General features: G+C 68.9%; 12 protein-coding genes and 1 tRNA gene. 5 read left to right on the forward strand and 8 right to left on the reverse strand.

Annotated features, from left to right (window positions below; translation table 11 throughout):
• Positions 1-9: 9 nt before the first annotated feature.
• Entirely contained in the window at positions 10-483 is a 474-nt protein-coding gene (locus QE428_RS09500) for a GNAT family N-acetyltransferase (protein WP_091352249.1), read from the reverse strand.
• Position 484: 1 nt separating this feature from the next.
• Entirely contained in the window at positions 485-1,411 is a 927-nt protein-coding gene (locus QE428_RS09505; protein WP_091352251.1) for a DMT family transporter, read from the reverse strand.
• Positions 1,412-1,469: 58 nt separating this feature from the next.
• On the opposite strand from QE428_RS09505, the gene cysS reads away from it, so the two are divergent.
• The 3 genes from cysS (at position 1,470) to QE428_RS09520 (ending at position 4,586) form a co-directional block, all read left to right on the forward strand.
• Positions 1,470-2,873 (forward strand): cysteine--tRNA ligase, encoded by a 1,404-nt coding sequence (cysS, locus tag QE428_RS09510; RefSeq protein ID WP_091352253.1) that lies wholly within the window; start codon positions 1,470-1,472, stop codon positions 2,871-2,873.
• Positions 2,866-3,852, forward strand: coding sequence for a 23S rRNA (guanosine(2251)-2'-O)-methyltransferase RlmB (gene rlmB / locus QE428_RS09515; protein ID WP_091352255.1), 987 nt, complete (start codon positions 2,866-2,868; stop codon positions 3,850-3,852). Before cysS ends, rlmB begins: the two co-directional genes overlap by 8 nt.
• 95 nt (positions 3,853-3,947) lie before the next feature.
• Positions 3,948-4,586 (forward strand): NAD(P)-dependent oxidoreductase, encoded by a 639-nt coding sequence (locus QE428_RS09520; protein ID WP_091352258.1) that lies wholly within the window; start codon positions 3,948-3,950, stop codon positions 4,584-4,586.
• 9 nt (positions 4,587-4,595) lie between these two features.
• Here QE428_RS09520 and QE428_RS09525 read toward each other — a convergent pair whose 3' ends face one another.
• Positions 4,596-5,903 (reverse strand): DUF4032 domain-containing protein, encoded by a 1,308-nt coding sequence (locus QE428_RS09525; RefSeq protein ID WP_133398288.1) that lies wholly within the window; start codon positions 5,901-5,903, stop codon positions 4,596-4,598.
• Positions 5,904-5,984: 81 nt separating this feature from the next.
• Positions 5,985-7,088 carry an ABC transporter ATP-binding protein gene (locus QE428_RS09530; protein WP_133398287.1) on the reverse strand — a complete coding sequence of 368 codons (1,104 nt, stop codon included), beginning with the start codon at positions 7,086-7,088 and terminating at the stop codon, positions 5,985-5,987.
• 228 nt (positions 7,089-7,316) lie between these two features.
• Here QE428_RS09530 and QE428_RS09535 point away from each other — a divergent pair, with 228 nt between their 5' ends.
• Together QE428_RS09535 and QE428_RS09540 are read left to right on the forward strand one after the other, a co-directional pair.
• Entirely contained in the window at positions 7,317-8,252 is a 936-nt protein-coding gene (locus tag QE428_RS09535; protein ID WP_091352260.1) for a thioredoxin domain-containing protein, read from the forward strand.
• 30 nt (positions 8,253-8,282) lie between these two features.
• Positions 8,283-8,358: transfer RNA gene (locus QE428_RS09540), tRNA-Thr, on the forward strand.
• Between the two features lie 78 nt (positions 8,359-8,436).
• Here the strand turns inward: QE428_RS09540 and QE428_RS09545 are convergent.
• From QE428_RS09545 to QE428_RS09560, 4 genes are all read right to left on the reverse strand, one after another.
• A complete protein-coding gene (locus QE428_RS09545) occupies positions 8,437-9,723 on the reverse strand; it encodes a hemolysin family protein (RefSeq protein WP_091352264.1) in 1,287 nt (428 codons plus the stop codon).
• 62 nt (positions 9,724-9,785) lie between these two features.
• Positions 9,786-10,817: a TerC family protein gene (locus QE428_RS09550; protein WP_307468494.1), complete on the reverse strand. Its 1,032-nt coding sequence runs from the start codon at positions 10,815-10,817 to the stop codon at positions 9,786-9,788.
• A 195-nt stretch (positions 10,818-11,012) separates the two neighbouring features.
• Positions 11,013-11,915 carry a hypothetical protein gene (locus QE428_RS09555; protein WP_307468496.1) on the reverse strand — a complete coding sequence of 301 codons (903 nt, stop codon included), beginning with the start codon at positions 11,913-11,915 and terminating at the stop codon, positions 11,013-11,015.
• 39 nt (positions 11,916-11,954) lie between these two features.
• Positions 11,955-14,054 carry a S9 family peptidase gene (locus QE428_RS09560; protein ID WP_133399303.1) on the reverse strand — a complete coding sequence of 700 codons (2,100 nt, stop codon included), beginning with the start codon at positions 14,052-14,054 and terminating at the stop codon, positions 11,955-11,957.
• Positions 14,055-14,072: the final 18 nt, after the last annotated feature.

The following is a 14,072-nucleotide window of genomic DNA, read 5'->3' on the forward strand; positions in this document are numbered from 1 at the left end:
TCGAGCGGGTCAGAGGGGACGCGTCATGAACGTCGACGCGGGGTCCGGCCGGTAGGAGCCGAACGGTTCGCACTCGGTGAACCCCTCGCTGGCGTACAGCGTCCGCGCGGCCAGGAACCCGGCATCCGAGCCCGTCTCGAGCCACACCCGGGTGACGCCCTGCGCCCTGGCGTCGGCGAGGATGTGGCGGAGGATCGCGCGTCCCACCCCCGTCCCGAGGTGGTCGGCGGTCACGCGCATCGACTTCAGCTCGCCGTCCGTGTCGCTCAGGCGGGAGAGCGCGCCGATCCCCGCGAGGTCGTTGCGTCGCCACGCGGACCACACCGTCACGGCGGGATCTCGAAGCGCGGACACGTCCAGTGCGTGGACGCTTTCGGCGGGCGAAAGCTCGTGCATCCCCGCGAGGTGCTGGCGGACGAGCGCGACCGTCGACTCGCCGGTCAGATCGTCGACGCGGATGTCGAGGTCGTCGGATACGGGCATGTCAGGCCTCCACGGCGAAAGGTCGGGGGTCGCGGGGCCGACGGCTGCCCCACGCGAGGGTGACGAGGCCTGCGGCCAGGACCGCGAGCCCGACGACGGCGAGGGGGGACAGCGTCTCGCCGAGCGCGGTCACGCCCAGCACCGTCGCGGTCAACGGCTCGGCGAGCGTCAGCGTCGCGGCGGTCGCTGCAGTGAGTCCCTGCAGCCCCCACGTGAAGAGCGAGTAGGCGACGCCGATCGTCGCGAGGCCGAGCCACAGTGCCATCGCGATGCCGGGCGGCGTGAGGGTCCACGACAGATCCACGAACGGGATGACGGCCGCGCACATCAGCGCGGACCCGACTCCCATGGCGCCCACGACGGTGAACGCGTCCCACCCTGCGTCGAGGAGACGGCGCTGCGCATTCGCGATCACGGCGAAGCACGCGCCCGCGCCGACGGCGGCGGCGAGACCGAGCGCGTCGACGCCGCCCGAGCCGCCTCCGCCGCCGAGCCCCAGCAGGACCACGCCGATCGCAGCCAGGGCGGTCGCGCCCATCCACAGCATCGACGGCACGCGGCGCGAGAGGATCCATTCCAGGATGCCGGCGAGCACGGGAGCGGAGCCCAAGGCGATCACCGTGCTCACCGCGACACCGTTGGTCTGCGTGCCGACGAAGAAGAGCGGCTGGTAGAGGCTGAGCGCGACACCGGTGACGGCCATGAGGGCGAGCGGACGCCAGGTCGGTTTCGGCCGAGGGCGGTCCGGCACCCGGCGTCGATGCGCCGCGGCCAGTCCGAACGCCAGCACGGCCAGGGCCGTCCCGCCGACCACCGACCGAGCGACGCCGACCGAGAGCGCCGAGGCCTCGTCCGGTCCGAGTGCTCGTGCCGTTCCGGTGGTCCCGAACAGGAGGGCGGCGGCCAAGACGGCGAACACGTGCAGCACCCGTCCTTTCTATCGCCTCGGAGCGGGCTCGGATGCCACCCGCCGGTAGCATGGACCGGTGACGGTTCGGCTCTACGACTCCCAGGCTCAGGCGCTGCGCGACTTCGCGCCCGCCGACCCCGAGAACGTCACGATGTACGTCTGCGGTCCGACGGTCCAGTCCGGACCCCACATCGGCCACGTCCGCGCGGCGCTGAGCTTCGACATCCTCCGCCGGTGGCTCGAGCACCGATTCGGCCGGGTCACCTTCGTCCGCAACGTCACCGATATCGACGACAAGGTCCTCGCGAACGCGACGGAATCGGAGCCGTGGTGGGCGCTGGCCTACCGGATGGAGCTCGAATTCTCCCGCGCGTATGCCGCGGTCGGCATCCTGCCCCCCACCTACGAACCGCGGGCGACGGCGTCCATCCCGCAGATGCAGGAGCTCATCGAGCGCCTGATCAAGGCGGGGCACGCGTACGCCGCCGCCGGCGACGTCTACTTCGACGTGCGTTCCTGGGCGCCCTACGGCGCGCTGACCCGTCAGTCGGTCGACGCCATGGAATCGGCCGCCGATGCGGACCCGCGCGGCAAGCGCGACCCGCGCGACTTCGCGCTCTGGAAAGGTGCGAAGCCCGGCGAGCCCGCGGACGCGACATGGGACTCTCCTTGGGGCTCCGGGCGACCGGGCTGGCACATCGAGTGCTCGGCCATGAGCCGCCGATACCTCGGTCCCGAGTTCGACATCCACGGTGGCGGCCTCGACCTCCGCTTCCCGCATCACGAGAACGAGCTCGCCCAATCGACGGCGGCCGGCGACGGTTTCGCGCGCTACTGGGTGCACAACGGGCTCGTCACGGTCGGCGACCAGAAGATGTCGAAGTCTCTCGGCAACTTCCTCCTGGCCGAGGATGTCCTGCGCGACACCGACCCGCTCGTGGTCCGCTACGCGCTCATCTCGGCGCACTACCGCTCGAATCTCGACATCACCGAGTCCACCTTCACCGAAGCGGATGCCGCGCTCGGCCGCATCCGCTCGTTCCTGCAACGCGGGCTCCGCGCCCGTGACGGATCCGTCGGCTGGTTCGCATCGGATGTCCCACAGGAGTTCGCGGCGGCGCTGGATGACGATCTCGGTGTGCCGCAGGCGCTGGCAGTCCTCCACGAGACCGTGCGTCGGGGCAACGCAGCCCTCGATGCAGGCGATTCCGCCGCCGCCGAGGATTCCCTCCGGCAGGTGACGGCGATGGTGCGCCTTCTCGACATAGACCCCATGGATGCGAAGTGGTCCGCGGTGATGGCGCAGTCCATGGCGACCGCCCTGCACCGCCTCGTCAGCACCATGATCGACCAGCGCGCGGAGGCCCGCGCGACCAAGAACTGGGCGGCAGCCGACCGCATCCGCGATGCGATCGCGGCGGCAGGCGTCGTCCTCGAAGACGGTCCCTCGGGGACCCATTGGAGTCTGAACGATGGCTAAGCACGGCAACCCCTCCGCGGGACGCGGCAAGAAGGGCCCCACGAAGGGGACCGGCGGCAAGAACAAGCGCTCGCTCGAAGGTCGCGGTCCGACCCCCAAGGCCGAGGACCGCGCCTGGCACCCGGCCGGCAAGCGCAAGGCAGCGAAGGAGCGCTTCGTCGCGGCGGGCGGCAAGCCGCAGATCCGGCAGACGACCGGCGGGCGCGCGCCCAAGGCGAAGTCCGGTGACGACACCGAGACCGTGACCGGTCGCAACAGCGTGCTCGAAGCCCTCCGCGCCAAGATCCCCGCGACCGCGTTCTACATCGCGCAGCGTGTCGAGATGGACGACCGCGTCAAGGAGATGCTCTCCATCGCGACGAACCGCGAGATCCCCGTCCTCGAGGTCACCCGTCAGGAGCTCGACCGCATGGCCGGGTTCGACGGCGTGCACCAGGGCGTCGCGCTCAAGGTGCCGCCCTACGAGTACGCGCACCCGCAGGACCTGCTCGAGCAGGTCATCGACCGCGGCCAGCTGCCGCTGTTCGTCGCCCTCGACGGGATCACGGACCCCCGCAACCTCGGCGCGATCATCCGCTCCACGGCCGCCTTCGGTGGACAGGCGATCATCCTGCCGCAGCGCCGCTCGGCGGGCGTCAACTCCGCCGCATGGAAGACGAGCGCGGGCGCGGCCGCCCGCATCCCCGTCTCGATCGCCCCGAACCTGACGACGACGCTCAAGGAGTTCAAGAAGCAGGGCGTCTTCATCCTCGGTCTCGACGGCGGAGGCGACGTGTCGCTGCCGGCGCTCGAGCTCGCGGACCGCCCCGTGGTCATCGTCGTGGGTTCAGAAGGCAAGGGCCTGTCGCGCCTCGTGACGGAGACCTGCGACCAGATCGTGTCGATCCCGATCAACGCGGCGACCGAATCGCTCAACGCCGGCATCGCGGCATCCGTCGCGCTGTACCAGGTGTCGACGCTGCGTTCCGCGAGCGAGTGACGCATACGCGTCGCTGCATGGCCGACGGATAGCGCGACCATAGGGAGACGGGTCAGACTGGCACTCGACTGTCCATCCGCAGGAGAGGAACCATCATGACCCGCATCGCCGTCATCGGAGGCACCGGCTACGCCGGCAGCAACATCGTCGCCGAGGGTGTCCGTCGAGGACACACCGTCGTCTCCGTCGCGCGCAAGATCCCCGCCGACCGGATCGAGGGAGCGACCTACGTCGAGGGCACGATGCTCGACGCCCCGGCACTCGCGGCAGAACTCGACGGAGTCGATGTCGTCGTCTTCGCGACCTCGCCCCGCGGAGACATGGTCGGCAAGATGCGAGAGGCCGTCGACGGCGTCATCGCGGCGCTGCCGCTCTCGGTGCGCGTCGGCGTCATCGGAGGCGCCGGTGGCAGCCTCGTCGCCCCGGGCGGTCCCCGCGTGATCGACAGCGGCTTTCCCGAGGAGATCAAGCCCGAGGCGATGGAAGCCATCGGCATCCTCGAAGACCTCCAGGCCGACACCAGCGGTCGCGACTGGTTCTACATCCACCCGGCCGGCGGATTCGGCGCATGGGCGCCGGGGGAGCGCACCGGCTCGTACCGCACCGGCGGCGACGTCATCGTCACCGACGACACGGGCGAGTCCTTCATCTCCGGCGCCGATTTCGCGATCGCCGTCCTCGATGAGATCGAGGCGCCCGCGCATGTGCGCGAGCGGTTCACCGTCGGATACTGACGACCACGATCAGACGAGGTCGCGCCAGTCGACCTCGTCTTCGTCGTCGTCGCTGACGGGCACGTCCGACGTGATCACCGGAAGCGCCGTCGTCTCGGTCGGCGGACCCATCACGGTCGCCTCGTCGCGGCGGTGACGCAGCACGCCGTCGATGTAGGAGGACAGGACCTCGGCGATCGGGATCGACCGCCCGCGGGCCTGTGACATGTACCAGCGGTGCTCGAGCACCTGATGGAACACCTCGGCGGGCTCGAGCTTGCTGCGCAGCTCCCACGGGATCGCCTTGACGACCGGTTCGAAGACGCGGGTCAGCCACTCGTGGGCGACCATCTCCTCGTCGCTGCCGAGGCGCGAGACGCGGGCAGCGAACTCGTCCATGTCGTTGAGCAGGCGGCGGGCCTGATTCTCTTCGACATCCAGGCCCGTCAAGCGCAGCAGACGCCGCTGGTGGTGCCCGGCATCCACCACCTTCGGCTGGATCAGCACCTTCGTGCCGTCGGATGTCTCATCGATCGACATCTCGCCGATGTCGAAACCGAGGCTGTTCAACCGCTGCACGCGCTCGGTGATGCGCCAGGTCTCGTTCGCCGCGAACGTCTCGGTCTCGGTGAGCGCGCTCCACAGCGACCGGTACGACGACATGATGCCGTCCGCGATCGCCACGGCGTCCACACCGCCCTCGAGACGCCCGCCGGCCTCGAGGTCCATGATCTCGCCGGCGATGTTCGTGCGCGCGACGTCCAGGTCGTGTTCGCGCTGGCCGCGCGTCAGGCCGCCCTCGTGAAGCTCGCCCGTCTCGGCGTCGACGAGGTAGGCGGCGAACGCACCGGCATCCCGTCGGAACAGCGTGTTCGACAGCGAGACGTCGCCCCAGAAGAAGCCGACGTTGTGGAGGCGGACCAGGAGCGCCGCCAGGGCGTCGACGAGGCGCGTGGCCGTGTCGGGACGCAGGACCTGGGTGAAAAGAGCTCGGTAGGGGAGCGAGAAGCGCAGGTGCGCGGTGACGAGAGCGGCGGGGAGAGGCTCGCCCTTCGCGGTGCGGCGGCCGTCGATGACGGCGACGCGGCTCACGCAGGGGACGTCCAGCCGAGCGAGCGAGCCGAGCATCTCGTACTCGCGACGGGCCATCTCCGCCGTCGTCTCCTTCACCGCCACGACACGCCCCGACAGGCTCGCGAAGCGCACGAGATGGCGGGAGAGCCCCTTCGGGAGCGAGACGATCGCGTCACTGGGCCATTCGCCGAGAGGAGTCGACCAGGGCAGAGCCAGAAGCCCCGCGTCGACGCTGCTGGCGGTGATGCTCAGGGAATGGACCACGCGGGTGACCTCCGACTCACGCACCGCGGCGCGGGGGGTCCGGAAGACCCACCCGCGCCGCGGTCCTGCTGATGATGACGATCAGGCCGAGACGACCGGCTTGTCGTTGAGGCGGTCGCCCGACTCGATGTCGAACGCGTGCACGTGGCCCGGCTTGGCGGCCAGGGTGACCGTCTCGCCCGCGTTCGGGTGGTTGCGGCCGTCGACGCGAGCGACGATGTCGGTGCGCTTGCCGTTGATGTCCACGTGACCGTAGAGGTAGCCGTCGGCGCCGAGCTCCTCGACCAGGTCGACCTGGACCGCGAGGCCCTTGCCGTCCGCGGGGCCGACCTCGATGTCCTCGGGGCGGACGCCGACCGTGACCTGGCTGCCGTTGGCGCGGCCGACGGTGTCGCGGTCGAGCGGGACGACCTCGGAGCCGAAGCGGATGCCGCCCTCGGCCAGGTCGGCCGGGAACAGGTTCATGGCGGGGGAGCCGATGAAGCCGGCGACGAAGACGTTGTTCGGCTTCTCGTACAGGTCGCGCGGGGTGCCGACCTGCTGCAGGAGGCCGTCCTTGAGGACCGCGATGCGGTCACCCATCGTGAGGGCCTCGGTCTGGTCGTGGGTGACGTAGACCGTGGTGACGCCGAGGCGGCGCTGCAGCGAGGCGATCTGCGTACGGGTCTGGACGCGGAGCTTGGCGTCGAGGTTCGACAGCGGCTCGTCCATGAGGAAGACCTGGGGCTGACGCACGATGGCACGACCCATGGCGACGCGCTGACGCTGACCACCCGAGAGGGCCTTCGGCTTGCGGGTCAGGTACTCCTCGAGGTCGAGGAGCTTGGCTGCCTCGAGAACGCGGGAGGCGCGCTCCTCCTTGCCGACACCGGCGATCTTGAGCGCGAAGCCCATGTTCTCGGCGACGGTCATGTGCGGGTAGAGCGCGTAGTTCTGGAACACCATCGCGATGTCGCGGTCCTTCGGCGGCACGTCGGTGACGTCGCGGTCACCGATGCGGATGGAGCCGGAGTTGACCTCTTCGAGGCCTGCGAGCATGCGGAGCGACGTGGACTTACCGCAACCGGAGGGGCCGACCAGGACGAGGAACTCGCCATCGGCGACCTCGAGGTTGAGCTTGTCGACCGCCGGGCGGGTGCCACCGGGGTACAGACGGGTTGCGTTGTCGAACGTGACGGACGCCATCTTTTCTTCTCCTTCACCGGCAGGTACGTGCCGGACGATCCGTTGTGAAGCGAGCGGGGGACACCCCGCACACCCGCCATCGGGTGCGTGTTCAGTATGCCACGGCTGCAGGGAGCTGAGGGATGCCTCCTCGTCAGCCTTTTTCCAGCGCGTCTGACTAACATCGGAGCGTGCGCCACACCCGGGCGCCGCGCCCTCTGGCCGCACCACAGATCTTCCCGAGGTTTCATGTCCACCGATTCCGGCGACACCCCGTCATCCGCGACCGATCGTCGCGAGGCCGTGCGCGAGAAAGCGCAGCGCGTCCACGTCAAGCAGTCGCGCGTCCGGCTCGCACGCCGCATCTCGCTCGGTGTCCTCGCCACGGGAGCGGTCGCCGCTGTCGCTGCCGTCGTCGTCTGGTCGGTGACCTCGACGATGGGTGGACGGGATCTGACCCCGGACACCGCCAGCTCCGACGGCTTCGCCGTCAGCGACGTCGCCGGCGTCGCGGGCAGCCAGGGCGCGATCGACGACAGCGCGGTCGAGGCCACCCCGGAGTCGGACAAGGCCGCACCCGCACCGACGGCATCCGCGGCTCCCGTCGACATCCGCGTCTACGTGGACTACCTCTCCCCGGGCGCACGCGAATGGCAGCTCGCCAACGTGGATCAGTTGAAGACGTGGGTGGACGAGGGCGCGGCGACGCTCAGCTACCACCCCGTGTCGATGCTGACCGCCAAGTCCAACGGCACCAAGTACTCGCTGCGCGCCGCCGCCGCTGCGGCGTGCGTCGCCACGCACGACGAGAACGTCTTCTTCGCCTACAACACGGAACTGCTGAGCCGTCAGCCCGCGATGGACACCGATGGGTTCTCCGACACCGAACTCGCCGACCTCGCGCAGGCCGTCGGCGCCCAGGAGCCCGACAAGGTCCGCGACTGCATCGAGGATGGCGACTACATCGAGTGGACGAAGGACGCCACGGAGCGTGCGATCTCCGGCATCCCCGACGCCGACGGTCTGCAGCTCGCCGGAACGCCGATGATCCTCGTCAACGGCCAGCCGTACATGGGTGCGCTGAAGGATGCCGCGGAGTTCTCGCAGTTCGTCCTGACGAGCGCGAGCGACAAGTTCTACACCGAGCAGACCGCGACACCGACGCCCACTGCGCCTGCGGAGTGAGCTGCGCGGCCCGGTTAGACTGGGCCATCTGCCGGCTTGGCGCAATTGGTAGCGCACCGTACTTGTAATACGGGGGTTGCAGGTTCAAGTCCTGTAGCCGGCACCACGAACCCCACATCAGAACGCAGAAAAGCCCCCGCTCCTTTCGAGGACGCAGGGGCTCTCTGTTGTGCGACGTCTGAGGTCAGCTCTCGTCTGCTTCGACCGCGTCGCGCGCGGTCACGCGGACCTCGGCGATGCGGCGACGGTCGAGGGCCGTGACCTCGATCGTCGCGCCGTCGACCTCGATCACGTCGCCGACGACCGCGAGACGGCCGAGCCGTTCCGTGACGAAGCCGGCGACCGTGTCGGACGCTCCACGGGGGAGCACGACGCCCGTCGCCTCCGAGAAGTCCTGCAGGTTCAGGCGACCGTCGATGATCTCGCGGTCCGCGTCCGGGGCGATGGCGGTGTCGTACTCGTCGAAGATCTCGCCCACGACTTCCTCGACGAGGTCCTCGAGGGTGACGATGCCGTCGGTCCCGCCGTATTCGTCGACGACCACCGCGATCTGGTGGCCCTCGGCTCGCATCTTCGTCAGCGTCGGGAGGACGCGCGCTGTCGACGGGAAGTACGGGATCGGACGCACGATGCCCGACAACGGGGCATCCCGGCCCTCGACGACCGCCTCGAACAGGTCACGGACGTGGACGAATCCGACGATGTCGTCGATGGAGGTGTCGGCGACGGGATACCGGGAGAACGGCAGTTCCCGTGCCTCGGCGACGGCCTCCCCGATCGTGGCGGTGTCATCCAGCGCGGTCACCTCGGGACGCGGGCGCATGACCTCGCTGAGCTGGCGGCCTCGCAGCGAAAGGACGTCCTCGAGGATCCGTCGCTCGTCCTCGGGCAGGCCTTCGTGGCTCGCGACGATGTCGCGGACCTCCTCATCGGTCATCTCCTCACCGGTCTTGTGGGGGTCGCCGCCGAGCAGGCGCACGAGCGCGTTCGTCGAGACCGACAGCAGCCAGATGACGGGTCGCATGACCTTCGCGAACCCGTCGAGGACAGGGGCGACGGCGTAGGCGAACTGCGCATTCCGCTGGATCGCCAGCCGCTTCGGCACGAGCTCTCCGAGCACGAGCGACAGGTAGGCGATCAGCAGGGTCAGGATCAGCGTCGCGAAGGTCAGCGCCAATCCGGGATCGACGCCCCACGACTCGATGAGCGGGGCGACAGACGGGGCGATCGACGTGGCGCCGTAGGCGGCCGACGCGAAGCCCGCCACGGTCACGCCGATCTGGACGGCCGACAGGAACGTGTTGGGGTTCCGTGCCAGTCCCGCCACCTTGGCGCCCCGCTTGCCGCGCGCCGCGATCGCATTGATCTGACTCTCACGGAGCGTGACGAGAGCCATCTCGGTGGCGGCGAACACTCCGCCCACCAGAACGAACACCACGACCAGGGCGATGTTCAGGGCGAGGTCGTTCATCGGATCTGCTCGATGGCGTCGGCCTCAACGGTGGGCGTCTGCGTATGGTCGCTGATCATCGGTCAGCTGTGCTCCTTCTTCTGCTCGGGAGTGGTCGTGGGCGCCCCGCTTGCGAGCGCCTTGGCGTCGTCGCGCCGCGTCTTGGCGAGGCTCGCGACCGTGGCGACGACGATCGTGGCGGCGATGAACAGGAGCGAGAGCCAGATCGGGATCTCGGGAACCCACAGCAGCGGCTCGCCCCCGTTGATGAAGGGCAGCTCGTTGACGTGCAGGGCGTGGAAGAGGAGCTTGATGCCGATGAAGGCGAGGATGACCGCCAGGCCCTGAGCGAGGTACACGAGGCGCTCGAGCAGACCGCCGATGAGGAAGAAGAGCTGGCGGAGCCCCATGAGCGCGAAGGCGTTCGCGGTGAAGACGATGTACGCCTCGTTCGTCAGGCCGTAGATGGCCGGGATCGAGTCCACGGCGAAGATGAGGTCGACGAAGCCGATCGCGACGATGACGAGCAGCATCGGGGTGACGAAGCGCTTGCCGTCCTTCTTGACCGTGAGCTTGTCGCCGTTGTACTCGTCGCTGACGGGCAGGTGGCGGCGGACGAACTGCATGAACTTGCCGTTGGCCGGGTCGGATTCGCCGTGGGTGAAGGCCTGACGGTACGCGAGGAACAGCAGCAGCGCGCCGAAGATGTAGAAGATCCACGAGAAGTTCTCGATGAGGGCGGCGCCCACCGCGATGAACCCACCGCGCATGATCAGGGCGATCACGATGCCGATCATCAGCACCTTCTGCTGGTAGATCTTCGGAACGGCGAAGCCGGCCATGACGATCAGGAAGACGAAGAGGTTGTCGATCGACAGCGCCTTCTCGGTCAGGTAGCCGGCGAAGTACTCACCCGAGTACACCCATCCCCAGCCCGGGATGAAGCCGATGACGACGCCGAACAACAGGGCGAGGCCGATGTAGAAGGCCGACCAGCGTGCCGATTCGGCGATGGACGGCTCGTGCGGCTTGCGCACGTGGGCGAAGAATTCGTAGACGAAGAAGGCGATCGTGACGGCGATCGTGATGCCCCAGACGAGCGGGGTGATTTCCACAGGAGTCTCCTCGATGGCGTGAACAGATGACGCCAGAGTCTTCTCCATCTCGATTGCTCGAGACCGGTGGTCCGGGATGCGCCTTCACATCCGTAATGACGAACCGACCGTATCGGAGTACTCCCCCTGGGGACTTCCGATTTTATGGGATGCCGAAGGCCAAGACTGACAATTGCCTCGACGGGGTCGGCCGTGCTAGCGCCCTGCGGGCTCCTTGAGGTCGTCGCTCGCGTACGGCGCGGGCGCCGGTGCGTGCGCGTACGGGATGAACCAGCTCGCGAAGTCGAGGGGAGGGGTCGCCGCTGCGGCATCCCGCTTCGTCGTCTCGTCCTGCTCGCCGAAGAGCGACTCGACGTCGAGATCCTGGAACAAGACCGTGTCGAGGTGCTCCCGCCAGCCATCGGGCAGGTCGCCGCCGAGCCGGTCCGCGTTGCGCTCCGCCTCATCGAGGACGAGTTTGAGCGCCAGCTCGTGCGCGACGGTCGGCGGGTACACGGGCGACGCGCTCAGGCGCGACGTGACCTCGATCGTCGCGGCGAGGAACTTCTGCGCGAACCCTCGGTCGTAATGGGTCGCGTACTGCGGCGGCAACTGCGAGATGACGTGGGTGTCCCGCCACGCGGAGTGGTCGCCTGAGGCATCCGCCAGGTGGAGGACGTCATCGAACAGGCAGTCCACGACCATGACGGAGGCGTTCCAGACGAGTCCCTTGATGATGGTGCGCTGCCGCAACTCGGATGCCGTCGCGTCACCGGTCGCCCCGCCGAAGAGCTCGTTCAGCGCCCAGTCGATGCCCGCCAGTCTCGCGCCCGCGCGCGCCACTCGGGCGGTGTCGGACGAGCCTGCGGGTACGCCGCCCGACGTCCCCTCCCACTCGGAGTCGACGACCGCCGTGCTGGCGGATTCGATCCGGACGAGGTGATCTGCTCCCGGGGCGACCGCGACGTCGAGGAGCGACAGCAGTGCGTCCTCGGCATCCATCGTCGACGCGGACATGCGGGACGAACCGTCGATGCCGGTGAGGAGATTGTCGGGGTGCGCGCAGACCAGATCGAGATCGATGCGGACCGACGCGCGGAAGCGAGGATCTGAGGCCATGGCGGAATCGTACCCAGCCGCGCGATGCGATCGCGACGATCAGTCGGTCTCGGCGAGTCCCAGCACGTCCAGCAGCCACGCGAGTTCGAACGCGCGCTCGCGCCACGAGTTGTACCGACCGCTGACGCCGCCGTGACCGGCGACCATCTCGCACTTCAGGAGCGCGTCCGCGCCGACCTCGCGCAGGCGGGCCACCCACTTCGCCGGTTCCACGTAGAGGACGCGGGTGTCGTTGAGGGAGGTGACGGCGAGGATGCGGGGGTACGAGACACCGTCCTGGACGTTCTCATAGGGCGTGTACGACTTCATGTAGGCGTAGACGTCCTCGTTGTGCAGCGGGTCACCCCACTCATCCCACTCGATGACGGTCAGCGGCAAGGAGGGGTCGAGGATCGTGGTCAGCGCATCGACGAACGGGACACCCGCGAGGACGCCGGCGAACAGATCGGGGGCGAGATTCGCCACGGCGCCCATGAGGAGCCCGCCGGCGGAGCCGCCCTCGGCGACGAGGCGATCGGGCGAGGTGTACCCCTCGGCGACGAGATGGCGGCCGACGGCCACGAAGTCGGTGAACGTGTTGCGCTTGTGGAGGAGCTTGCCCTCCTCGTACCACTGACGCCCCATCTCGCCGCCGCCGCGGACGTGGGCGATGGCGAAGACCACGCCGCGGTCCAGCAGCGAAAGACGCGCCACCGAGAACCCCGGTTCGATCGAGTGCTCGTAGGAACCGTAGCCGTAGAGATGGACGGGGCGCGGCGACGTACCCGGCTCGCCGAACGAGCGCTTCCACACGAGCGAGACCGGGATCCGCGTGCCATCGTCGGCGACCGCCCAGACCCTCTCCTGTCCGTAGTCCGAGGGGTCGTAGCCCCCGAGGACGGGCTGGCTCTTGCGGTGCAGGAGCTCGCCGGTGGCGACCTCGTAGTCGAAGACCGTGCCCGGGGTCACGAACGAGGCGTACCCGAGCCGGATGACGGGCGGTGCCCACTCCGACGACCCACTCGCCCCGACCGCGTACAGCGGCTCCTCGAACGCGATCTCGCGGACGTCGTCGGTCGCGTAGTCGAGGATGCCGACCCGGGCGAGGCCGTCGCGTCGGTACTCGACGATCGCCCAGTCGCGGTACGCCGAGGCGTCCAGTAGCCGACGTCCCGGGAGATGCGGCAGGACGACGTGGCGCGACCCGGTCGGATCGGATGCCGCGACCCGGACCAGTTCGAAGTCCAGGGCGCCGTCGTTGTGCAGGATGTAGAGGACGTCCTCGCCGCCGACGACCGCGTGGGTGAGCGAGTACTCCACGCCTTCGCGGCGCGGCCACACGGAGCGCGGCTCGGCGGTGAGGTCGTCGGCCGGGACCAGGTACTCCTCGGAGGTGATGGACGATCCGACCCCGATCACGAGGAACCGGTCGCTGCGGGTGAAACCGGCGCCGACCCAGTAGCGCTCGTCGGGTTCGGTGAAGAGGATCCGATCCGAAGCGGCATCCGTCCCCACGACGTGGAGCCAGACGGTGTCGGGACGCCACGCGTCGTCGACCGTCGTGTAGACGACGTGCCGGCCGTCGGGGGAGAAGACCGCGCCCGAGGACGTGTTCTCGATGACGTCGGGCAGATCCTCACCCGACGCGAGGTCGCGGATGCGGAGCGTGTAACGCTCGTCGCCGGCGATGTCGACGCCGTACAGCAGGCGCGTACCGTCGTTCGAGACGTCGAGGCTCCCGAGCGAGAAGAAGTCGTGGCCGTCGGCTTCGACGTTGCCGTCGAGCAGGACCTGTTCGCCGGGGACGTCCGTGTCGGGGGAGAGCACCGGCGGGGTCCAGTCGTCGACGTCCGCGATGGGGGCGCGGCAATTGATGCCGTACTGCTTGCCCTCGAGAGTGCGTCCGTAGTACCACCACTGCCCGCGCCGTGAGGGTACCGAGAGATCCGTCTCGAGCGTGCGGCCCTTGATCTCGTCGAAGATCCGGTTCCGGAGGCCCTCCAGGTGCGCCGTGCGCTGATCGGTGTAGGCGTTCTCGGCCTCGAGGTGACCGACGACCTCGGTGTCCTCCTTCGCGCGCAGCCATTCATACGGATCCGAGACGGCGTCGCCGTGATGGGTCCGGGTGAAGGGGCGGCGGTCGGCGACGGGCGGTGTCACAGCTTCGGAAGTCACCCG

Source organism: Microbacterium sp. SORGH_AS_0505 (genome assembly GCF_030818715.1).
Taxonomy (GTDB): Bacteria; Actinomycetota; Actinomycetes; order Actinomycetales; family Microbacteriaceae; genus Microbacterium.